This is a genomic window from Aeromonas sp. S15(2024) (assembly GCF_041402265.1).
Classification (GTDB): domain Bacteria; phylum Pseudomonadota; class Gammaproteobacteria; order Enterobacterales; family Aeromonadaceae; genus Aeromonas; species Aeromonas dhakensis.
Window position 1 is genome coordinate 617,498 of the sequence record NZ_JBGLQY010000001.1, and the last position, 21,161, is coordinate 638,658.

Genomic DNA, 21,161 nt, shown 5'->3' on the forward strand with positions numbered 1-21,161 from the left:
GGGTCCTTGTGCGATGGCGGTTCCAGTGCAGGAGAGAAGCGGGCGATCCCCGTTCCGTGCAGCAATGGTTGCAGGGATGGCGCTCACTCGGGGTGGCCGACGATGCGGTGTCGCTTGCGGGGCGTGAGCCCGAGCGGAGTTCCTGCAGACGGGCAAGATGTTACACGGGTCACGTTGTGCACTCCATACCTCATAAAGTGCAACATTTTTTGATCCTGATCCGTCATTCAGTACAAAAATCAGTCCATTATCGAGTCAGCTTCCAGTTTCTGACGCTTTCGCTTCTTCCCTCTCCGGCCACCGTCCGCTTCGGTTAAACGGTATCAAGTGCATTCGGATGGGGCCTGTCACCCAAAAAGAAGAAAGCAATGTATGAGCAAACAACTGGATATGACCCCACCGCCGGATCTCTCCCAGAAGACGGGAACAGGTCCGGTCCGTACTCGGCTACCCGTTTGGCGGCCGGCCCTGCCACCCTGCAACCATGCCTGCCCGGCTGGCGAGAACATCCAGGCCTGGCTTGCCCTGGCCGAAGCGGGCCGCTTCGAGGCGGCCTGGCAGACCCTCATCGAAGAGAATCCCCTGCCTGCGGTCCACGGGCGGGTCTGCTATCACCCCTGCGAAAGCGCCTGCAACCGGGCCCAGGTGGATGAGGCCGTCTCCATTCATGCCATCGAACGTTTTCTCGGTGACGAGGCGCTGGCTCGGGGCTGGCAGCCTGCAGCCCCTGCGCCCGCCAGCGGCAAGAAGGTGCTCATCATAGGCGCCGGCCCCTCCGGCCTCTCCTGTGCCTGGCACCTCAACCGGCTCGGCCATCAGGTGGAGATCCGCGAGGCGGGGCCGCTTGCCGGCGGCATGCTGCGCTTTGGCATTCCCGCTTACCGCCTGCCCCGCGAGATGCTGGACAGGGAGGTGGCCCGCATCGTCGCCGCTGGCGTCACCCTTACCCTCAACCACAAGGTGGAGGATGTGCTGCGCGAGCGCGACCAGGGGGGCTTTGACGCCGTCTTCATGGCCATCGGCGCCCATCTGGCCAAGCGGGTCGACATTCCGGCCCGGGAGGCGGGCAAGATCCTCGATGCGGTGAGTTTCCTCGAGCAGGCGAGCCTGGCGGAGGAAAAAGGCTTGCCACCCCCCAAACTGGGACGGCGGGTGGCCATCTACGGCGGCGGCAACACCGCCATGGACGCGGCCCGCACCGCCCGTCGTCTCGGGGTGGATGAGGCGATGATCATCTACCGCCGAGACCGGGATCATATGCCGGCCCACGCCTTCGAAGCCGATGAGGCCGAGGAGGAGGGGATCAAGATCAACTGGTTGCGTACCATCCGTCAGCTCGACAGCACCTGTATCGAGGTGGAGGTGATGGCGCTTGATGAACAGGGCAAGCCGGTGCCCACCGGCCAGTTTGAAACCCTCGAAGCGGACTCCCTCATTCTGGCGCTGGGTCAGGAGGTGGACCTGAGCGTGCTGGAGAGCATCCCCGGCGTGCGGGTCAACCAGGAGGGGGTGGTGCAGGTTGGCGAAAACCTGATGACGGATGTACCGGGTCTCTTTGCCGGCGGCGACATGGTGCCCTCCGAGCGCACCGTCACCATCGCCACCGGCCACGGCAAGAAGGCGGCGCGCCATATGGATGCCTGGCTGCGCGGTCGTCACTACCACAAGCCGCTCTCTTATCCGCTGGTGGGGCCCGAGCAGTTGCAGCTCTGGTTCCAGGCCCATGCCCCCGCCAGCAGCCAGCCGGTCAAACCGCCCTCGGCGCGGGACGACTTTGGCGAGATCATCGGCGGACTGGACGAGACGGCGGCCCGCTACGAGGCGGCGCGCTGCTACTCCTGCGGCAACTGCTTCGAGTGCGACGGCTGCTACGGCAGTTGCCCCGAGCAGGCCATCGCCAAGCTGGGGCCGGGTCTGGGGTATCAGGTGGATGCCGGGCGCTGTACCGGCTGCGGTGCCTGCCATGACCAGTGTCCCTGCCACGCCATCGAGTTGCGCCAACCACAGGAGTCCCTATGAAACACGAACTGATCATGGTTGACGGCAACGAGGCCGCGGCCCGGGTGGCGTATCAGCTGAGCGAAGTGTGTGCCATCTATCCCATCACCCCGAGCTCGACCATGGCCGAACTGGCCGATGCCTGGGCGGCGGAGGGGCAGACCAATCTGTGGGGCAACATCCCTACCGTGGTAGAGATGCAGAGCGAAGGGGGGGCGGCCGGCACGGTACACGGCGCCCTGCAGGCGGGGGCGCTCGCCACCACCTTCACCGCGAGCCAGGGGCTGATGCTGATGCTGCCCAACATGTACAAGATCGCAGGCGAATTGACCTCGGCGGTGTTCCATGTGGCGGCCCGATCCTTGGCGGCGCAGGGGCTGTCGATTTTTGGCGACCATCAGGACGTGATGGCGGCGCGCAGCACCGGTTTTGCCATGCTCGCCTCCGGCTCGGTGCAGGAGGCGCAGGACCTGGCCTTGGTCGCCCACAGCGTCACCCTGCAGTGCCGGGTGCCCTTTATCCACTTCTTCGACGGGTTCCGTACCTCCCACGAGGTGAACAAGATAGTCGCCCTGCACAAGGATGAAATTCGGGCGCTGATCGACAACGACTGGGTGCGCGCCCACCGCGCCCGGGCGCTCAACCCGGATCACCCGATGATGCGCGGCACCGCCCAGAACCCGGACACCTATTTCCAGTCCCGCGAGAGCGTCAACCCCTTCTACGAGGCGGTGCCAGCACGGGTGCAACAGTGCATGGAGAGCCTCGGCGAGCTGACCGGCCGCCACTACCGGCTGGTGGAGTATCACGGCGCCCCGGATGCCACCGACGTCATCGTGTTGATGGGCTCGGGGGCGGCCACCGCCCGCACTACGGTGGATTGGCTCAACCGGCAGGATCGCAAGACCGGGGTACTGGTCATTCGCCTCTATCGCCCCTTCCCGGTACAGGCGCTGCTCGATGCCCTGCCCAGGAGCGTGCGGCGCATGGCGGTGCTGGATCGCACCAAGGAGCCGGGCGCTGGCGGCGAGCCCCTGCTGCTGGATGTGCAGAGCGCGCTGATCGACGGTTTGCAGCGCGGCCTTATCAAGCGCCTGCCCTGGCTGAGCGGCGGTCGCTATGGCCTCTCTTCCAAGGAGTTCACCCCCGCCATGTGCGCGGCCGTGTTTGAGGAGCTCTCCTCCGACGCGCCGCGCCCGCGCTTTACCGTGGGCATAGTGGACGACGTCTCGGGCCTCAGTCTGGCCTGGCACCCCATCGGCGATCTGGAGCCCCCTAGCCGGGTGCGGGCGCTCTTCTTCGGCCTCGGCGCCGACGGCACGGTCGGTGCCAACAAGAACAGCATCAAGATCATCGGCGAGCTGGAGGGGTTCCACGCTCAGGGCTACTTCGTCTACGACTCCAAGAAGTCGGGCTCGCGCACCGTCTCCCACCTGCGCTTTGGTCCCGAGCCCATCGACGCCCCCTGGCTTATCGAACAGGCGAGTTTTATCGGCTGTCACCAGTGGGGCTTTGTCGAATCGGTAGACTTGCTGGAGCACGCCGCCGAGGGGGCGACCCTGCTGATCAACGCCCCCTATGAGCCCGACCGGGTCTGGGCCGAGCTGCCCGAGCGGCTGCGCGCCCGCATCCGGGCCCTCAATATCCGGCTCTACTGCATCGACGGCGATCGGGTGGCCGAGCAAAACGGCATGGGCAATCGCATCAACACCATCATGCAGACCTGCTTCTTCGCCCTGGCCGGCATCTTGTCGCGGGACGAGGCGATTGCGCTTATCAAGAAGAGCATCGAGAAGAGCTATGCCCGCAAGGGGCCCGAGGTAGTCGAGCGCAACTTCGCGGCGGTGGATGACACCCTGGCCCACCTCCATCAGGTGGTCATCCCGGCTGGTGAGGAGCAGATCAGCGACTATCCGCTGCCACTGGCTCCCGGCGGCAGCGAGTTTGTCCAGCGGGTCACAGGTGAGATGCTGGCAGGGCGCGGCGATTTGATCCCTGTCTCCATGCTGCCGGTGGATGGCACTTACCCCACCGCCACCAGCCGCTTCGAGAAGCGGGATATCGCCCGCGAGATCCCCATCTGGCACTCCGATATCTGCATCCAGTGCGGCAACTGCGTCTTCGTCTGCCCCCACGCGGCGCTGCGGGCCAAGTTCTACCATCAGGACTGGCTGGCGAGTGCCCCCGCGGTAGCCCAATCGGTGCCCGTCACCGCCAGGGGCTTCCCCGACAGCCGCTACACCCTGCAGCTCTATCCGGAGGATTGCACCGGCTGCGGCCAGTGCGTGCAGGCCTGTCCGGTGCGGGCTGGAGAAGATGAGAGCCATGAGGGCGAGCGTGCCATCGCCATGATGGACAAGGCGCCCCATCTGGCTGGCCAGAAACAGGCGCTGCGCTGGTTCGAGAGCCTGCCGTGGCCTGCTCGCGAGCGGGTGGATTTCTCCACGGTGCGCGGTGCCCAGTTCCTCGAACCCCTGTTCGAGTTCTCCGGCGCCTGCGCCGGCTGTGGCGAGACCCCTTACCTCAAACTGCTGACCCAGCTGTTTGGTGACCGCATGCTGGTGGCCAACGCCACCGGTTGCTCCTCCATCTACGGCGGCAACCTGCCGACCACGCCGTGGGCCAAGAACGGTGAAGGGAAGGGGCCGGCCTGGTCCAACTCATTGTTCGAGGACAATGCCGAGTTCGGCTTTGGTTTTCGCCTCACTGCCGATCAGCATCACGGTCAGGCGGTGGCGGCCCTCAAAGCGATGAAAGGGGAGCTGGGCGCAGAGCTGGTCGATACCCTGATTAGCGCACCGCAGCGGCTGGAGTCGGAGATCCGCGCCCAGCGCACCCGGGTGGCGCAAGTGCGGGAACGGCTGGAAGAGGTGAAATCCGGCAAGGCTCGCGAGCTGCTCTCGCTTATCGATCAGCTGGTGCGCCGCTCGGTCTGGATCATCGGCGGCGATGGCTGGGCCTATGACATCGGCTCGGCGGGGCTCGATCACGTGCTCGCCTCCGGGCGCGATGTGAACGTGCTGGTGATGGATACCGAGGTCTACTCCAACACCGGCGGCCAGATGTCGAAATCGACTCCGCTCGGTGCCGTCGCCAAGTTCGCGGCGGGGGGCAAGACGCTGGCCAAGAAGGACGTGGCGTTGCAGGCCATCGCCTACGGTAACGTCTATGTTGCTCGCATCGCCTTCGGGGCCAATCCGCAGCAGGCGCTGCAGGCCTTGCGTGAAGCGGAGGCCTATCCGGGCCCCTCGCTCATCATCGCCTACAGCCACTGCATCGCTCACGGCATCGATATGGAGCAGGGATTAGCCCAACAGAAGCGTGCGGTGGATTCGGGCCACTGGCCGCTGATGCGCTACAACCCGGTATTGCGCAGTGCCGGGCAGAACCCCTTCAGCCTCGACAGCCTGCGCCCCTCCATTCCGCTCGCCGAATACCGCCAGGAGGAGACCCGTTATCGGGTGCTGGCCCAGAGCCACCCGGAGGAGGCCGAGCGGCTGATGCAGGTGGCGCAACAAGTGGCGTGGCAGAAGTGGGCCACCTACGAGGAGATGGCCACCCGCGAGGCCAGCCAGTTCCATCCGCCGGTGTGATGATGGGGTAAAACAGGCATGAAAAAGCGGGCCATTGGCCCGCTTTTTATTAGCAGGTCATGGATGCCTATTTCTGTAATCTGATCACAATCATAATATGTGTAGTGAAGAAAGGTGTTGATATGTTGGAAGAAGCTGGGCAGGATACTTTTAATAAAATCTAATGGCTTTGTTTTATGTAATTAATTCAAAACTGGAAAAGAGGTTGGTATGCAAAACACTTATACGCTATATGTTGCGACTGCTGCATTAGCCGCAGCATGGCTTACTGCTGCGTTTGCTTTTTTCTCTCAATTAAACTCCAAGCATTCAAAAATATCTGATTTTCGACAGGATTGGATAAACAATTTACGTTCTGAAGTTTCTAACTTTATTAGCAACTTTAATAAATGTGTATTTCTTCAGAAAAAAAGAGACAGAAGCAGGGCTCAGAATGAGGAAGCCATGAGAAAGGAGTTAGATCAGCAGTTTTACGATACGTATGGATTGTTGTTGCATAATAAAATTATGATTCATTTAAGACTTAACAAGAATGACTCTGACAAAAGATTGAAAAAGTTGAATTGCGAATTGTTAAAGTCACTGGATGATGCTGTGTTAGCGTTGAACGAAAATAGATGTCCGAATCATGATGCCATGAATGATAAAATAATTAACCCTGCTGGAGATATATTGAAATTGGAGTGGTGTAGAGTTAAGAGAGGTGAGGTTGGGTTTATTGTCACATATATTATTTGTTCTTTTATTTTAATCTTAGGTGTTGTTGGTTTGGCCGCAATTTACCGAACGCTACCTCAAGTGTTTTATTGAAAGAATTATGGGTGTTTTCATTCAACTTCTAATAGGAGGTTGAACAACGAAGTAAAAGTAGGCATTGGCTTTTTAAGTTCAGTAGAGAGGCTTTCCTTTTATGCTGTGGCAGGTAAGCTGCGGGGCAAATAGCGTGAAGCAGGAGAAAGGACGATGACAGAGCAACATTTCGCCGGGACGATCGGCATTCTGGGGACGGGGTGGCTCGGGCTGCCGCTGGCGCGGGCCCAGCTGGCGGCAGGTAAGCAGGTAGCTGTCCCGGTCAGCAGTGCCGAAAATGCCGCCTGATATGCCTGCTCAGCGTTGTCGTTAGCGGCCAACAAAAAGCCCGGCGTCGGGCCGGGCTGGCAGGATAAGTTGCTTATCCAGGTATTCGTCGAGGCGTCTATTGTGGATGTTGTTTGAGGATGTCGTAGATCTCCTCTTTCAGTTTGAGTTTCTGTTTTTTCAGATCCTTCACCTCGGCGCTGTAGTCGCTGGCGTGATGTTTCTCCAACTTTCTAATCTCCACATCCAGGTCGTTATGCAAGTCAAACTTCTTTTGGAAATGGACATCACTGCTCTTCAGTTTCGAGATGAGCTCTCTGTACTCTGGGAACATGTAATGCGGCCTCCTTGGTTTCGTTTGATTGTGCCTGCAAGACCAAACTACCGCGTCCCCTGCGAGATAAATGTGATCCGGCTCCAATTCGGGACCAATGATTTGCTGCATGCGACGGGCGATTTTTAACTATTTGAATCACAAGCTGATAAGGCTTTTATCGGTAAGCGGAGAGTCTGAAAAGTGCCGGATGGATCACAATTGTGACGGCTGGATGACAGCCTGGGGCCGCCGGGCGGGCAGCAAAAAGGGGCGCAGGGCCCCTTCTTGGTAACAGGTGTCGCGTTTACTCTTTTTTCTTTTTCTTCTCGGGCAGCGGCTTGCCATCGCGGGCGATCACCTTGCCCACCTCAAAGCCGATTTGCGCAGCCAGCTCTTCCAGATCCGGTGACTTGGCTTCGTTGCCGATGGCGTACTGATAGTTGGCGATGGAGATCTTCTCGGCCACCGGGGTGCCCGGGACGATGGGCTCGCGCCAGCCCTGACCCACATGGGCTACCAGGGTGCCGTTCATGATGAGCTCGCCGACGATCTCCTGGGTGGGGATGCCCTTGCCGTAGGTGAGGCCCTGCGGGTGCTTCTTGCCGACCAGGGGTTCGCTGCTTGCCGGCATCAGCTTGGTGCGGATCAGCCACTTGGGCGACTTGGTCTTGCCCACCGCCTTGCCGGTCTGGTACTCGTTGATCTTGATGGTCTTGATCATCTGGGCCATGAAGTCTTTGGTCAGCGCCTTTTGGGCCTCGCTGGTTTCATCGATGGCGATGGGGGCCACGTACCAGGTCTGGGCCGCCTGTGCCTTGGGGGCGGCGGGGGCGGTTTGCGCCATGGCGAGCGGGCTGAGCAGGATGGCCGCCAACAAGAGTCCTATCTTCTTCATTGTGATTCCGCTTATGTTTCAACAAGAATTTTGTTTTGCCAGCGACGACTGCGCCAGCGCCAGAACATGGCCAGACCGCGCACCCACTCGTCACAGGCGAGCGCCAACCAGATACCGACCAGTCCATAACCCTGCATGATACCAAGGAAATAGGCCAGTGGAACGGCAATTCCCCACATGGAGAGCAGCGCCATGTAGAGCGGGAAACGGGCGTCACCGGTGGCGCGCAGGGCGTTGATCACCACCAGGTTGAAGGTACGGCCGGGTTCCAGAATGAGGCTTATCAAGAACAGCTGCGCCACCTGGGTGATGATGTCGGCGTCATCGGTGAACAGGCTGATGATGGTGCGGCCGTTGAGGGCGGCGGCGAGGGCGATGAGCGCGGTGACGACGAGCCCCAGTTTCAGGCTCTTCATCAGCTGGGTGTAGGCCTGCTCGAAGCGGCGGGCCCCCGCCAGATGGCCGATGATGATCTCGTTGCCAAGGCCGATGGAGAGGCCGAACAGCAGGATGAACAGGCAGATCTGGAAGAAGTAGGACTGGGTCGCCAGCGCCTTGTCGCCGAGCAGGCCGACGAAGGCGGTCACCACCATGAACTGCAGCATCCAGGAGAGGTTCTCGCCGGCGGCCGGCAGGCCGATGTGCAGCACCTTGCCCAGCATCAGCCGGCTGGGTTTGACGATCTCCGGCAGTTTCAGGTGGATGCCGGTCTTGCGCGCCACCAGCCACACCAGCAGCACCACCCCGACGATGCGACCCGCCACCGTGCTGATGGCGACCCCGGCCACCCCGAGCTGGGGCAGGCCGAACCAGCCGTAGAGCAGCAGCAGGTTGCCGACGAAGGTGATGAGGTTGACGGTCAGGGTGACGTACATGGCCTGACGGGTGTGGCCGTGGGCGCGCAGGGTGGCGGCCAGGCAGAGGGCCGCCGCTTCCGGCAGCAGGCACAGGCCGATGATCTGCAGGTAGAGGGTGGCATCGCTCATCAGGTTGGCGGGCAGGTTCATCAGCGCCAGCATGGTGCTGGCGCCGGCGATGACGCCGACGGCGGCCACCAGCCCCACCAGCAGGTTGAAACCGATGGCGGTGTGGATGACGACGCGGGCCTTCTCCTTGTCGCCGGCCCCCAGATACTGGGTGATCACCACGCTGGTGCCGATGCTGACGAAGCTGAACAGGGTGATGGCGAGATCGAACACCTGGTTGCCGACCGCGAGCGCCGCCACCCCCTGATAGGAGACGTGACCCACCATGAAGGTGTTGAGGGCCCCGGTCAGAAAGTGCAGGGCGAGATCGATAAACAGGGGCCAGGTCAGGGAGAAGAGAGTGCCCGGACCTGCGTGGGATTGAGTTTGCATGGGGTGTCCAAATACTGGGGATGGCCCTCGTCGGCGCCATCTGGACGGGCATTTAACACCAAGCGGGTGCGAGGCGCAATCGTGGCGGTGGCCAAGCAGGGGGAGCAAGAGACGCGGCCCTGCCGCAGGGGCAGGGCCGATCTTGGTCAGGCAGGGGTGGCGCCCGCCTCCTGTTCGCTTGGCAGGGTGAGGCGCGCCGAATCGGGCAGGGCCTCATCCTGGGGCCAGCGCGACAGGATGGCCTCGGTGGTGCTCTCCACCACCTCGTCATCCTTGAACACCGGCTCGCGGTAGCAGCGGGTCATGCGCAGCGCCTGATACATGTCGGGGCAGAGGATGATCCCCTCGTCGCCGACCCGGATCCCGGCCTGCTTGAGCCACAGGCTCATCTGGCCGTGGCGGCCGGCCATCACCATATGGATGCCGCGCCGTTTCAAGTCGCGGTGCAGCTCCCCCAGCATGCTCATCACGCTGATGTCCTGGTGGGTGAAGCAGGCCACCGCGTCCACCACTAGGCATTTGGGGCTGTGGGGATCCTGCACCAGCAGCGCCAGCACCCGCCGCTTGAAGTAGGGGGCGTTGAAGTAGGTGAGCGGCGAGTTGAAGCGATAGACCAGGATGCCGGGAATGGCCTTGGCCTGCTCGTTGTCCCCCAGGGTGCGCACCACCCCTTCGTCGTCCATGCCGAGCAGCTGGTCGGTGGGGCGCATCACGTTGCGCAGGAACTGGAACAGCCCCAGCAGCACCGCGAGGGTAATGCCCGGAATGACCCCCATGGCCAGCACGCTGACAAAGGTGATGAGCGCCAGCCAGAAGGCGGAACGATCGGAGTGGCGCAGGGCCCACAGGCCGCGAAAGTCGGTGAGGGACAAGGAGGCCATCACCAGCACCACCCCAAGGGCGGCGGTGGGGATGTATTGCAGCGGCGCCGTCAGGTAGAAGGTGACCAGGGCGATGACGGCGGCGGCGATGATGGAGACCAGCTGGCTCTTGCCGCCGTTGGCGTCGTTGACCGCGGTGCGCGAATCCGCGCCGCTGATGGCAAAGCCCTGGGAGGCTGCCGCCGCCAGGTTGGCCATGCCGAGGGCCCGAAACTCCTTGTCCGCATCTATTTCGTAGCCGTTCTTGGCGGCGAAGCTGCGGGCGGTCAGCATCATGGAGACGAAGCTCACCATGGCCAGGTTGAGCGCCGGCAGCACCAGCTCCCGCATCAGGCCGGGGGGGAACTCCGGCAGCTGGAAGGCGGGCAGGCCCGAGCCGATGGCGCCCAGGGTGGCGATGCCGAACTGGCCGAGATCGAGCGCCCACACCAGCCCCGCCGTCACCACCAAGGCCACCATGGAGGAGGGCCAGGCCGGCTTGAAGCGTTTGGCCAGCAGCAGGGTGAGCAGGGCGGTCAGGCTCATGGCCAGGGTGGGCAGATGGGTCTGGGTGATGTAGCTGGCGCCGCCGGCGATCCGCTCGATGAGGTAGCGTTCGCTGAAGGTGAAGCCGAAGATCTTGGAGAGCTGGCCCACCATGATGGTGATGGCCACCCCGTTGAGCAGCCCCATCAGGATCGGGCGGGAGAGAAAGTCCGCCAGCACCCCCAGCTTGAAGCGGCTGGCGATGAGGCACCAGAAGCCGGTCATGGCGGTCATGGTCATCACCAACTGCCAGTGGCGGGTGGCATCCCCGGCGGCCAGCGGGGTCACCACGGCGGCGATCACCGCGCAGGTGGCGGCGTCCGGGCCGACGATGAGCTGGCGGGAGGTACCGAACAGGGCGTACACCAGCATGGGCAGGATGCAGGAGTAGAGGCCGACCAGCGGCCCCACCCCGGCCAGCTCCGCATAGGCGATGGCCACGGGCAGGGCCACCGCGGCCACCGACAATCCAGCGCGCATATCCGGCATCAGCCAGGCCCGCTGGTATTGCAGCAGGGCGGCGAGGCCCGGTAGCCAGCGCTCGAGTGAGAAGAAGTCGCGCATTATTTAACCCATTGAGTTACAAACAGCTTTTCCTTAGTGTGCCCAAGGTTATCGAAACATTGCAATCAGGTTATGGCCAGTTCACCACCAGGTCAGGCCAGAGCCGTTGCCACTTCTTGGCCTTGACCCGCTCGGTAAAGACCCGGCTCTCCTGGCGGCAGCGCGGGTTGGGATCCACCTGCAGGGACCAGTTGGGGGCAAAGCCGTAGGGGGCCAGCCATTCGAATGAGTCGTCTGCCAGCAGCCGGACCCCGATGCAGGTGGGCACCTCCACCCAGTGGCTGAGGGCCGAGAGCGAGCTGGTAAACGGGGCCACCTGCTGGCGCAGATGCATGCGGGCCTGGTTGCGCACCTCCCACTGCTGGCCCGGCACCCTGGCGGCGAGCCAGGCTTCGTGATCGGCCTCCTGCAATCCCGTCGGATCAGCACTGTCCAGATAGATAAGATCGATGTCGTTGAGGGCGGTCGGCGCCGATTTGTGGTGCAGATGATCCCAGATGAGGTTGCGGATAAAACCGGCCCCCAGCGCCCAGTCGGGCAGTGCCAGTTCACGGGCTGCCCGCAGGCAATCCATGCGCTGGTCGTCGGCCCGCAGCAGGGCTTCGGTTTGCGCCTGCAGGTCGGCTTCCCGGGCGCCCGGGCGAAGGTTGAACGCTTGCGTGTGGTGGCGCGTCTGGGAGTCAGCCGGCATTGCGGCGCAACCAGACGTCGATGTAGCTGCAGCTCGGTACTATGGTGAGCCCTTCCGCCTGGGTCCAGTCGTAGAAGGTGCGCGCCAGCTGATCGGCGATCCCCTGTACCCTGAGCTCGGGCGGAACGAAGGTGCTGTAGGCGTCGATGGTCTTGGCATCGAGCCGCCGGTAACGCAGCCTGGACTCCTTGCCATCCACCACACAGATGAATTGCTGCTGGTTGGCCTGATGAATGATCTCGCTCATGCTTGCTCCTCGGTACGGGGGATGGGGTTATCTGACCATGTTGGCGCCCCTTTGCCAACTGTTCGGGGTCGCTTACACTGCGAGCCCGGCCGGGTACATACCCGCTAGCCAAGGTATAGAACAGTTCACGAAGGATGGATCCCATTATGGCTTTTGCCACGCTGGAAGAGTTGATCGGCAATACCCCCCTGCTGGCGCTGCGTCGCATCAATCCCCACCCCGGTGTCACCCTGCTGGTCAAGCTGGAGGGCAACAACCCGGCCGGCTCGGTCAAGGACAGGCCGGCGCTGAACCTCATCAAGTGTGCGGAGGCGAGCGGTCACTTAGCGCCTGGGGCCCGCCTCATCGAGGCCACCTCCGGCAACACCGGCATCGCGCTGGCCATGGTGGCGGCGGCGCGGGGTTACCGGATGCGGCTCATCATGCCAAATACCATGAGCCAGGAGCGGCGCGATGCCATGCAGGCCTACGGCGCCGAGCTGGTGCTGGTGGAGGGAGGCATGGAGGCCGCACGCGACCTCGCCCTGGCGATGCAGGCACGGGGCGAGGGGCTGGTGCTCGATCAGTTCAACAACCCGGCCAACCCGGATGCCCATTACCTCTCCACCGGCCCCGAGATCTGGCGCCAGAGCGAGGGGGCGGTCACTCACTTCGTCTCGGCCATGGGCACCACGGGCACCATCATGGGGGTCTCCCGCTACCTCAAGGAGCAGAACCCGGCAGTGCAGGTGATCGGTCTGCAACCGGCCGAGGGGAGCCAGATCCCCGGCATCCGGCGCTGGCCGGCGGCCTACCTGCCCGCCATTTTCGAGCCCGCCCGGGTCGACCGGGTGCTGGACGTCACGCTCGACGAGTCCCTCGCCATGATGCGCCGGCTGGCGCGGGAGGAGGGGATCTGCTGTGGAGTCAGCTCGGGCGGCGCCGTGGCTGGCGCCCTGCGGGTGGCGGCAGAGATCAGACAGGGGGTGGTGGTGGCCATCATCTGCGATCGGGGGGATCGCTACCTCTCCACCGGGGTGTTCAGCGACGATCAGGGGTGAGAGCCTAGGTCGGCGTGCTGATTAACATGATATGTATCAACAGCTTGCTGATACATTGCACTGTGTACCGCTTGTAACAATCAATCCTGCCGGCAGGCTTGATTCCATTTGCCTCCTGTTTGACACTCGGCCTCTTTTGTTGACCGCTGCAAACAGGAGCGTCCCATGATCTTGTCTTCCTCTCTTCGTGTTTCTCTGCTTGGCCTCTGTCTGGCCACGGCAGGCTGCACCGTCGAACCCTATGCCTATCAGTGTGGCGACAAGCAGTGCTCGGTGACCGATCACAAGGGGCAGAAACAGGATCGGCCGCTGGACGAGGTGAAACCCGTCTGGGAGCGCAAGCAGGAGCGGGAAGAGGCAGTGCGCCGCAACAAGGAGTCCATCTGGCGCGAGAAGGCGTCCGAAGATGGTGGCAACTACGGCGCCGGCGCCACCATCCGCTGGTAACAGGCGGCCCCGCGAGACGGGGCCGCCTGCCTGATCACTCCCAGGCCTGCTCCAGCAGGGCCAGCAGCTGAGCCCGGTCGGCATCCTTGCGGTTGTAGAGCAGGGCGCCGTCGTTGATGGCGAGATCGCGGATCTCGGGCAGCAGGCCCTTGTCGGTGAGACCCGCCTCCCGCAGGGTGCGCGGCAGCTTCACCGTCTCCCACAAGGTATTGCGCAGCGCCTGCAACGCCTCGATGGCGGCCTGGGGCCGCACGGCGGCCGGGGTCGCGGCAAAGCGTTCGGCCCCTACCAGCGGCAGCAGCAGGCGGGCCAGCTCGGGGTCTATGCCCGGCCGGTTGTAGTCGAGCACGGTGGGCAGGAAGAGGTTCATGCACAGGCCGTGGGGTAGGTGGCAGCGGGCTCCCAGGCTGTGACCGAGGGCGTGCACCAGTCCCACCATGGAGTTGGAGAAGGCCATGCCCGCCAGGGTGGATCCCTCTGCTAGCTGCAGCCGCAGCTGCTTGTCCTGCGGGTTGCTCAGCACCTGGGGCAGGGCGTTGGCGATCTTCTCCACCGCCATCAGGGCCAGGGCGTCGCTGACCGGGTTCTTGGCCGTGCCGATGAAGGCCTCGATGGCGTGGGTCATGGCATCCATGGCGGTGGCGGCGGTGATGTTGAGCGGCAGCCCCTGGGTGAGGCGCGGATCCAGCACCGCCAGCTGGGGCAGCAGGAAGGGGGAGGTAAAGGGCACCTTGCGCCCGCTTGCCTCGTCCTTGATCACCGCCACCAGGGTCACCTCCGAGCCGGTGCCCGCCGTGGTGGGCACCACCGCCAGCGGCTGCAGTGGCCGGGTCAGGCAGCCGGCGCCGGCGTAATCGAGCAGCCGATCCCCCCCCATGGAGGCGAGGATGTTGACCGCCTTGGCGGTGTCGATGACGGAGCCGCCCCCCAGTGCCACCAGGCTGTCACAGCCAAGCTCCCGGTGACGGGCCGCGATCCGCTCCACCACGGCGGTGGAGGAGTCGGCCGGGATCTCGTCCCAGATGGCGGCCACCGGCAGCTCTCCCTCGGCCAGCACCCCGGCCAGCAAGGTAGCCAGCCCGGTGCCGCTGACCCCTTTGTCGGTGAGCAGCAGCGGCCGGTGCGCCCCCAATCCCGCCAGCTCGCCAGCCAGTTGCTCCAGCGCCTGCTCCCCTGCGATCAGTTTGACCGGACAGAAAAAATCGTAATAGCGACTCATAGGCTCATCCTCTCGTTCAGCCGGTCAACAGACCCAGGTAGATATGGCAGGCCCGGCTCAGCTTGTGGCTCGGGTCCGGATAGTGGCGCAGCAAGGGGCGGGCGATGAAGGCGGGCAGGATCAGCGCCTGCAGCTGCTCCAGCGCGCGCACCAGGTGCATGGCGACGGTGAGATCTCCCTCCACCAGCAGGCGGTTCTCGCTGAACGCCTGATTGACCCCGAGCCGAAAGCTGAGGGCGCGAAAGGCGATGGCGGGATGCTTGAAACGTACCCGCAGCGGGTGCAGAGCGTCGGTATCGGGGGCAGGACCGCTCTGCCAGCGGCCGTCAGCCTTGTGAATGGTCAAGCCCTGGGCCATGCCGCCCACCTCTAGCCGGATGGTGAGCCCGTCCGGCAGAGGGGCCAGCTCCCGGCGCACCGCCTCGTCGACCCGGGAGGCGCGGCACAGGGTGCGGCCGATGATCCAGAGCAGGCTGGTTATCCAGAGCCGGCGGCCCAGCGCCGCCAGGGTATCAAGGTGTCGGTTGTGCATACGCGTGAGCTCCCGAGATGGCGGACCAGAACAGGGCGAAGGCACTGGCTTGCCAGTGAGCGTCCCGTCCCAGTTCAGGTTGGTCGACAAACAGGGAGGCGCAGGCCAGGAACTGGCCCTGGCACACCTCCAGCATCAGAGCCGGTGGGGCTTGCATCAAGTCGCCGCTGGCCTGGCCCTGGGCCAGCAGGCGGGGTAAAAAGCGCAGGGTGTCGCTCAGGATCTGGCTGCGCAGCGGGCGAGCCAGCAGGGGGGAGTGGAAGAAACCCAGCACGAACTTGAGCTCGTGGGGGTGGGCCTGCATCCAGGCCATCGCCTGGCTCCAGTAGTGGTGCGCCTGCTCCTTGAGGGGCAAGGTGGCGTCAGCCTCAGTAATGGCGGCGCCGAGGCGCAGCTTGATGTCCTGATAGAGGCTCTGGATCAGCACCTCCTTGCTGGGAAAGTGGTGAAACAGGGTACCGTTGGCTACCCCCGCCGCCTTGGCGATGCGGGCGGTAGCGGCCCCCTGCAAACCATCTTCGGCGCATAGGGCAAGGGCAGCATCCAGGATCTGGCGACGCTTGTCGGTCACGGGCGTATTCATATTCATCTCGTCAACGTAAGAACAGGGCCATCATCAGCCGCTGGTGCCAGCGCCGATAGGGAGGGTGCACCATGGTGCCGGTGCTGAAGCGCCCCCGGCTCAGCACGGTCTTGGCCTTGGAGAAGGTGAGAAACCCCTCGTGGCCGTGGTAGTGGCCCATGCCGGAGGCGCCGATGCCGCCGAAGGGCACGTCGTCGGCCGCCACCTGGAACAGGCTGTCGTTGATGGCCATGCCGCCGGAGTGGGTCTCCCGGATCACCTTGTGCTGCAGGGCGGGATCCAGGCTCATCAGGTAGAAGGCGAGCGGGCGCGGCCGCGCGGCTATGTAGGCGAGCGCCTCGTCCAGCGAGTCATAGGGCACGATCGGCAGCAGCGGGCCGAAGATCTCCTGTTGCATCAGCTGGCAGTGGTTCGGTACCTCGGTCAGCAGATGAGGCAGCAGGCGATGGGCGCCATCGTCGCGGGCCGGGCTGCCACAGGGGTGGATCTGGGCGCCAGCTCGCTCCGCCTCGGCCAGCCAGCCGGTGAGCCGCTCATATTGTCGAGCGTTGATGATGGAGCCGTAATCCGCACTGGCCAGCCCCTGGGGATAGAGACGGGCGAAGTGATCGCGATAGGCTTCGACAAAGGCCTGCTCCTGGCCGCGCGGCAGCAGCACATAGTCGGGGGCGACGCAGATCTGGCCAGCGTTGAGGCTCTTGCCGAAGATCATCCGCTCCACCGCCAGTGCCAGCGGCATGTCGGGGGCGATGAGGCAGGGGCTCTTGCCGCCGAGCTCCAGCGTGATAGGGGTGAGCTGGGGGGCCGCCGCGGCCATCACCAGCCTGCCCACGGCGGTGGAGCCGGTAAACAGCAGGTGATCGAAGGGGAGGGCGCTGAAGGCGGCTGCCACCTGGGCATCGCCTTCAATCACCATTACCTCGCGCTCATCGAAGACGCCGTCCAGCAGCTCGCGCAGCACCCGGTTGGTGTGGGGGGTGAATTCGGAGAGCTTCAGCATGGCGCGGTTGCCGGCGGCGATGGCGCTGATGAGGGGGCCGAGGCTCAGCATCACCGGGAAGTTCCAGGGCACTATGATGCCGACCACCCCGAGCGGCTGATAGAACACCTCCACCCGGGCCGGTGCCAGCAGCAGGCCGGTGTGGCGGCGGTGTGGGCGCATCCAGCGCTTGATCCGTTTCTGGGTGTAGTTGATCTGCATGACGCAGGGGAGGATGTCGGCAATCATGCTGTCGTAGTCGCTGCGCTGGCCATAGTCTTTGGCCAGGGCGTCGCACAGCGGTTGCTTGTGGGCGATCAGGGTGCGCTTGAGCTGGCTGAGATGGGCTCTGCGCTCGCTCAGGCTCGGCATGGGATTTTGCTGACAGGCGTCTCTGAGTTTGGCCAGTCTGGCCGGGAGCGACAACTTGTCGGCGGCCTCCTGCAACTGCATCGCTTCCATGGCATACCCCGCTGATAAATGGACCGACTGATTGGTCGGTCTAAATCTAGCTGCATGTTAATCAAATGTAAAGTTCGGTGCGCTGGTTTGGCATGGTGCACGGGTGACTCACCCGGCGACTGTGCTGGCTACCACATTTTCGTGGATCCAGGGTTGGTGAATTATCCAATAAGGGGTAGTTTTGGCTATCAATCGACAAGGAGAGAGCACGATGACCAGGGAACTGAACAGCTTGTTGGCCCGCCTCGAGGATGTGGTCGAGCGGATGCCGGATTGCTTCAACACCTATGAGTTTGCCCAGAAGCTGGCGCTGCAGCATCAGCGCGAATTTTTTGCCGCGGGTCACTCCTTGGCCGAACAGGAGGGGCGTCTGCTGCGGGTGCTGCACGAGAAGATTGCGGAAGCGTTGGCCGGCAGCGACAAGGTGATAGAAGGGGCGCTGCTGCCTTGCGTCACCCCCTGGGGGGAGCGGGCTACCTCGCCGCGCTGGCACCGCAAGCACTGAGCCATCCGTTGAATCAACAACAGAACAGGGCCCGTCGTGGGCCCTGTTCTGTTGTTGCTGTCACTGGGTGAGGCGGCGCGCCTGCCAGTAGCGGCTGTTCCAGTAGACGTTGTCGAGGCGCGAGCGGATCACCCCCTTGCTGGTGGAGGCGTGTATGAACTCCCCGCCGCCGGTGTAGACGCCGACGTGGTATTGCTGCCAGCCGGTCTTGAAGAAAACCAGATCGCCGTGCTGCAGCCGGTAGCGATCGACCGGTCGGCCCAGGTTGGCCTGGGATTCGGTGGTCCTCGGCAGATTGAAACCCATCACCTGCTGGTAGGCGAGCTGGGTGAAGGCGGAGCAGTCGAGACCGGCCCGATCCGAGCCGCCCATGCGATAGGGGACGCCGCGCCACTGCTGATAAAAGCCTTCAAAGGCGCTGCTCTGCTGGCGCGGTGGGGCAGGCTCGGGCGTGCTGGAACAGGCAGCCATCAACAGGGCCAGCAGGGGCAGCAGCAACTTGCAATCCATGGGGGCTCCTTCGAGACGACAACCTCTCCATCATAAACGGGGTTTGGGGCTCGAACATAGCCTTGCTTGCAAGAAACCACCTGTTGCTACCTCAAAAGAGGCGCAAATGGAGAGGCTTATAATATTGTTTGTATTCATTTGAATAATATTTTCTGATTATCTTGAATGAGTATTTCAATATTAAAGTAGTTATTCCAATCAGCCTGACAATGAAATGATAATTAACCTTGTTGACGTCACCCCGTGATCTGTGTCACGTTCTGTCTCAGGGCTAATTCGTTATGATGACGCCATGAAATAAATGGCAAGGGACCCCGCCATTTTCACCGCCAATATGACGGCAAAAAACAAGATATCTCTGGGTATATTCCCGCAACTGGTTCACATAATAATATTCAGTCAATGACTGGCGTTGGCTGACAATATCACCAGACAGAGGAGGGCCGCCCCATGATATCCGGTCCATAGCAGTGAGTGTTCCCTCGCACCAGGATGCCTGCGGCATCTGGCTGTTGTGCCATCGTTCAGGCCGATGAGCGCGACGTTAAAGCCAATGGGTACCATGCGAGGTTCAAGGCGCAGTCGGCGGCCTTGAGGGAAGATCGCCATCAGATCGCGACTCCCGTGTAATAGCATCGGCGCATGCCGAATCGTCCACCTTAGATCGCCTCGCGATCCTTGTTCTGTCAACCATAAATACCTTCGCCAACCCGCTGTTAATTCACGGCGAAAATAATGAATGTCATGACAGGCAAGCAGAATAACGCCCCGAAATATAACCGTGAATAATATGGTTATGCCATATTTGTTCGCTGTTTAAATAGCTTGGCGTGATTCGACAAGGAGATAACAATGAAAAACAAAAAACCACGCAAATTCATCACGCAAGCTCCCGCTCTCAGTCTGCTCGCGCTGGCCTTGTTGGCTGGCAGCGTGCAGGCCGAAGATATTGGCGAGCGTACCGACCAGGGCACCGCCATGCTGGCCAGCCTGCAATCCGAACAGGGGCTGATTTACCTCAATGCCGACGTCTGGCTGAAGGGGCAGGGGGCGACGTCGCTGATGACCCGGGATCAGCTGCGCGAGCGGGTGCTGGAACGGGGCGAGCGCCTGTTCATCGATTTTAGCGCCGTCACCGACAAGGCCGAGCGGCAGCAGGCCAGAAAGGCCATGGAGCAGCTGGCTGGCATCTCTTTTGATGCCGACTGGGTACTGGTGTCCGGCTACAAGGGGGAGTTGCTGTTCACCCCGCTGGGGGGCGTCGATGACCCGGCCTTCTATCAGGTGATGGAGCGGGTCGACAGCCTGGAAGGGCAGGGCAAGCGCCACAAGCGCTCGCTGACCCTGCCGCCTGCCGCCGAGGCCGGTCTGCCCCACGTGGCCTTCTACCTCAACGTCAACCGCAAGATCAGCGATGCCGAGTGCACCTTCCCGCGCTCGCGCACCTGGAGCCGGGGTGATCGGCTGTTCTGCGATTCGCCGAACATCTCGCTGGTCTACCGGGTCAACCTGGAGCGCTCCCTGCAATTTGGCAACACCGGTTCCGCCACGCCGGATGCCAAGATAGTGCGGATCTCGCTGGACGAAGAGTCGGCCGGTGCCGGCATCCAGCTCAACGAGGATCTCAGCTGGAGCGAGAACATCGCGGACTACCTGCTGCTGGACGGCTGGGCCCGCGACTATGCCACCGATGCCATCGCTCAGGATTATCGCTTCAGCATCGAGGCGTCCAACACCAAGGCGGCGGTGCTCAAGAGCCTGCCGACCAACCTCAACAGCAAGTATGAGCATCGCGAGATCTCGGGCTTCGAGGTGGGGGTCACCGGCGGGGTCGAGGTGAACAAGGATGGGCCCAAGGCCAAGCTGGAGGCCTCGGCCAAGTTCAGCCAGCAGCGCCAGCTCGCCTACAACACCCAGGATTACCGGGTCGAACGCTCGGCGCCGAGCGCCCAGAAGGTGAGTTTCAGCTGGGTGCGCGATCAATACGCGACCGCGGAGTCCCTGCTCTCCTCCAAGACGGCCACCGTCTGGGGCATGGGCTACGACGTGGATCACAACCGTATCCAGCCGCTCAGCTACAAGGGATTCGTGCCGAATCTGGACGTCATCTACAAGGCAGCGCCGGACGAGACGGGCAGCACCGAGTTCAAGATCGACTCCTCGGTCAACATCCGCCCCATCTACACCGGCATCTACAAGCACTACTACGTGGTGGGGGCCCATGTCTCCTTCCAGGGCTTCGAAGATACCGACAAGCGCAGACGGGTGACGGCCTCCACCAGCTTCAAGGTGGACTGGAACCACCCGGTGTTTACCGGCGGTCGCCCGGTCAACCTGCAGCTAGGGGGCTTTGACAACCGCTGCCTGAGCGCGGATGCGAACCACGGTCTGAGCGCGGTGACCTGTGACGAGACCTCGGCGGCCCAGTCCTTCATCTATGACCAGTACGGCCGTTATGTCAGTGCGCAGGATACCCGCCGCTGCCTGGACGGCAACAACCTCGGCCAGTTGCAGAGCTGCAGCCTGAGCCTGGGCCAGCGCTGGGAGTGGAAAGCGGACAGCGATGCGCTCAGCAACCTGAGTGCCCATCAGCTGCTGGGTCACGACAAGCAGAGCGGAGCGCTGGGGCTCTACGACGAGAACGGCAATCCGCAGAATGTGAGCGTACGGACCCTGACCTCCTACACCCGCATCTTCGGGCCACCGGCCAGCCACTGACAGAGCAGGGCTTTGCGCCCA

The 21,161-nt window shown here is 62.8% G+C and carries 18 protein-coding genes and 1 pseudogene; 8 read left to right on the forward strand and 11 right to left on the reverse strand.

What is annotated here, in order from left to right:
- Positions 1–372 precede the first annotated feature (372 nt).
- From ACB033_RS02910 to ACB033_RS02925, 4 genes and pseudogenes are all read left to right on the forward strand, one after another.
- Entirely contained in the window at positions 373–2,019 is a 1,647-nt protein-coding gene (locus tag ACB033_RS02910) for an NAD(P)-binding protein (RefSeq protein WP_139726013.1), read from the forward strand.
- Positions 2,016–5,591: a pyruvate:ferredoxin (flavodoxin) oxidoreductase gene (gene nifJ, locus ACB033_RS02915; protein WP_139726012.1), complete on the forward strand. Its 3,576-nt coding sequence runs from the start codon at positions 2,016–2,018 to the stop codon at positions 5,589–5,591. Before ACB033_RS02910 ends, nifJ begins: the two co-directional genes overlap by 4 nt.
- Positions 5,592–5,801: 210 nt before the next feature.
- A complete protein-coding gene (locus tag ACB033_RS02920; protein ID WP_139430287.1) occupies positions 5,802–6,401 on the forward strand; it encodes a hypothetical protein in 600 nt (199 codons plus the stop codon).
- A gap of 153 nt (positions 6,402–6,554) precedes the next feature.
- Positions 6,555–6,686: pseudogene (locus tag ACB033_RS02925) on the forward strand (SDR family NAD(P)-dependent oxidoreductase); the annotation flags it as partial.
- A gap of 100 nt (positions 6,687–6,786) precedes the next feature.
- Here the strand turns inward: ACB033_RS02925 and ACB033_RS02930 are convergent.
- The 6 genes from ACB033_RS02930 to ACB033_RS02955 form a co-directional block, all read right to left on the reverse strand.
- Positions 6,787–7,002 (reverse strand): YdcH family protein, encoded by a 216-nt coding sequence (locus ACB033_RS02930; protein WP_005299061.1) that lies wholly within the window; start codon positions 7,000–7,002, stop codon positions 6,787–6,789.
- A gap of 286 nt (positions 7,003–7,288) precedes the next feature.
- A complete protein-coding gene (locus ACB033_RS02935; RefSeq protein WP_017766109.1) occupies positions 7,289–7,879 on the reverse strand; it encodes a hypothetical protein in 591 nt (196 codons plus the stop codon).
- Between the two features lie 11 nt (positions 7,880–7,890).
- Positions 7,891–9,237 carry an MATE family efflux transporter gene (locus ACB033_RS02940; RefSeq protein WP_042007156.1) on the reverse strand — a complete coding sequence of 449 codons (1,347 nt, stop codon included), beginning with the start codon at positions 9,235–9,237 and terminating at the stop codon, positions 7,891–7,893.
- Positions 9,238–9,383: 146 nt separating this feature from the next.
- Entirely contained in the window at positions 9,384–11,207 is a 1,824-nt protein-coding gene (locus ACB033_RS02945; RefSeq protein ID WP_139726011.1) for a SulP family inorganic anion transporter, read from the reverse strand.
- Between the two features lie 70 nt (positions 11,208–11,277).
- Entirely contained in the window at positions 11,278–11,898 is a 621-nt protein-coding gene (locus ACB033_RS02950) for a nucleotidyltransferase family protein (protein WP_139726010.1), read from the reverse strand.
- A complete protein-coding gene (locus tag ACB033_RS02955) occupies positions 11,888–12,145 on the reverse strand; it encodes a GNAT family N-acetyltransferase (protein ID WP_005299077.1) in 258 nt (85 codons plus the stop codon). The genes ACB033_RS02950 and ACB033_RS02955 overlap by 11 nt, the downstream gene beginning before the upstream one ends.
- A gap of 134 nt (positions 12,146–12,279) precedes the next feature.
- Between ACB033_RS02955 and cysM the strand changes: the two genes are divergently transcribed.
- Both cysM and ACB033_RS02965 read left to right on the forward strand, forming a co-directional pair.
- Complete coding sequence (gene cysM, locus ACB033_RS02960; protein WP_139726009.1) at positions 12,280–13,185, forward strand: cysteine synthase CysM; 906 nt, start codon at positions 12,280–12,282, stop codon at positions 13,183–13,185.
- 165 nt (positions 13,186–13,350) lie between these two features.
- Positions 13,351–13,632 (forward strand): hypothetical protein, encoded by a 282-nt coding sequence (locus ACB033_RS02965; protein ID WP_139726008.1) that lies wholly within the window; start codon positions 13,351–13,353, stop codon positions 13,630–13,632.
- Positions 13,633–13,666: 34 nt separating this feature from the next.
- On the opposite strand, the gene ACB033_RS02970 is transcribed toward ACB033_RS02965, so the two are convergent.
- From ACB033_RS02970 to ACB033_RS02985, 4 genes are read right to left on the reverse strand one after another with little or no spacing between them, the layout of a single operon-like run.
- Positions 13,667–14,851 carry an iron-containing alcohol dehydrogenase gene (locus ACB033_RS02970; RefSeq protein WP_139726007.1) on the reverse strand — a complete coding sequence of 395 codons (1,185 nt, stop codon included), beginning with the start codon at positions 14,849–14,851 and terminating at the stop codon, positions 13,667–13,669.
- Between the two features lie 16 nt (positions 14,852–14,867).
- Positions 14,868–15,383: an SCP2 sterol-binding domain-containing protein gene (locus ACB033_RS02975; RefSeq protein ID WP_139726006.1), complete on the reverse strand. Its 516-nt coding sequence runs from the start codon at positions 15,381–15,383 to the stop codon at positions 14,868–14,870.
- Positions 15,364–15,966: a TetR/AcrR family transcriptional regulator gene (locus ACB033_RS02980; RefSeq protein WP_010634496.1), complete on the reverse strand. Its 603-nt coding sequence runs from the start codon at positions 15,964–15,966 to the stop codon at positions 15,364–15,366. Before ACB033_RS02980 ends, ACB033_RS02975 begins: the two co-directional genes overlap by 20 nt.
- A 10-nt stretch (positions 15,967–15,976) precedes the next feature.
- Positions 15,977–17,407, reverse strand: coding sequence for a coniferyl aldehyde dehydrogenase (locus ACB033_RS02985; protein ID WP_139726005.1), 1,431 nt, complete (start codon positions 17,405–17,407; stop codon positions 15,977–15,979).
- 211 nt (positions 17,408–17,618) lie between these two features.
- Between ACB033_RS02985 and ACB033_RS02990 the strand changes: the two genes are divergently transcribed.
- A complete protein-coding gene (locus tag ACB033_RS02990) occupies positions 17,619–17,912 on the forward strand; it encodes a hypothetical protein (protein WP_005299095.1) in 294 nt (97 codons plus the stop codon).
- A gap of 60 nt (positions 17,913–17,972) precedes the next feature.
- Here the strand turns inward: ACB033_RS02990 and ACB033_RS02995 are convergent, their stop codons facing one another.
- The gene (locus ACB033_RS02995) at positions 17,973–18,422 is read right to left on the reverse strand and encodes a C40 family peptidase (RefSeq protein ID WP_139726004.1); all 450 of its coding nucleotides are present in this window, start codon (positions 18,420–18,422) and stop codon (positions 17,973–17,975) included.
- A gap of 852 nt (positions 18,423–19,274) precedes the next feature.
- On the opposite strand from ACB033_RS02995, the gene ahh1 reads away from it, so the two are divergent.
- Positions 19,275–21,140, forward strand: coding sequence for a hemolysin Ahh1 (gene ahh1 / locus ACB033_RS03000; protein WP_117403867.1), 1,866 nt, complete (start codon positions 19,275–19,277; stop codon positions 21,138–21,140).
- Positions 21,141–21,161 lie beyond the last annotated feature (21 nt).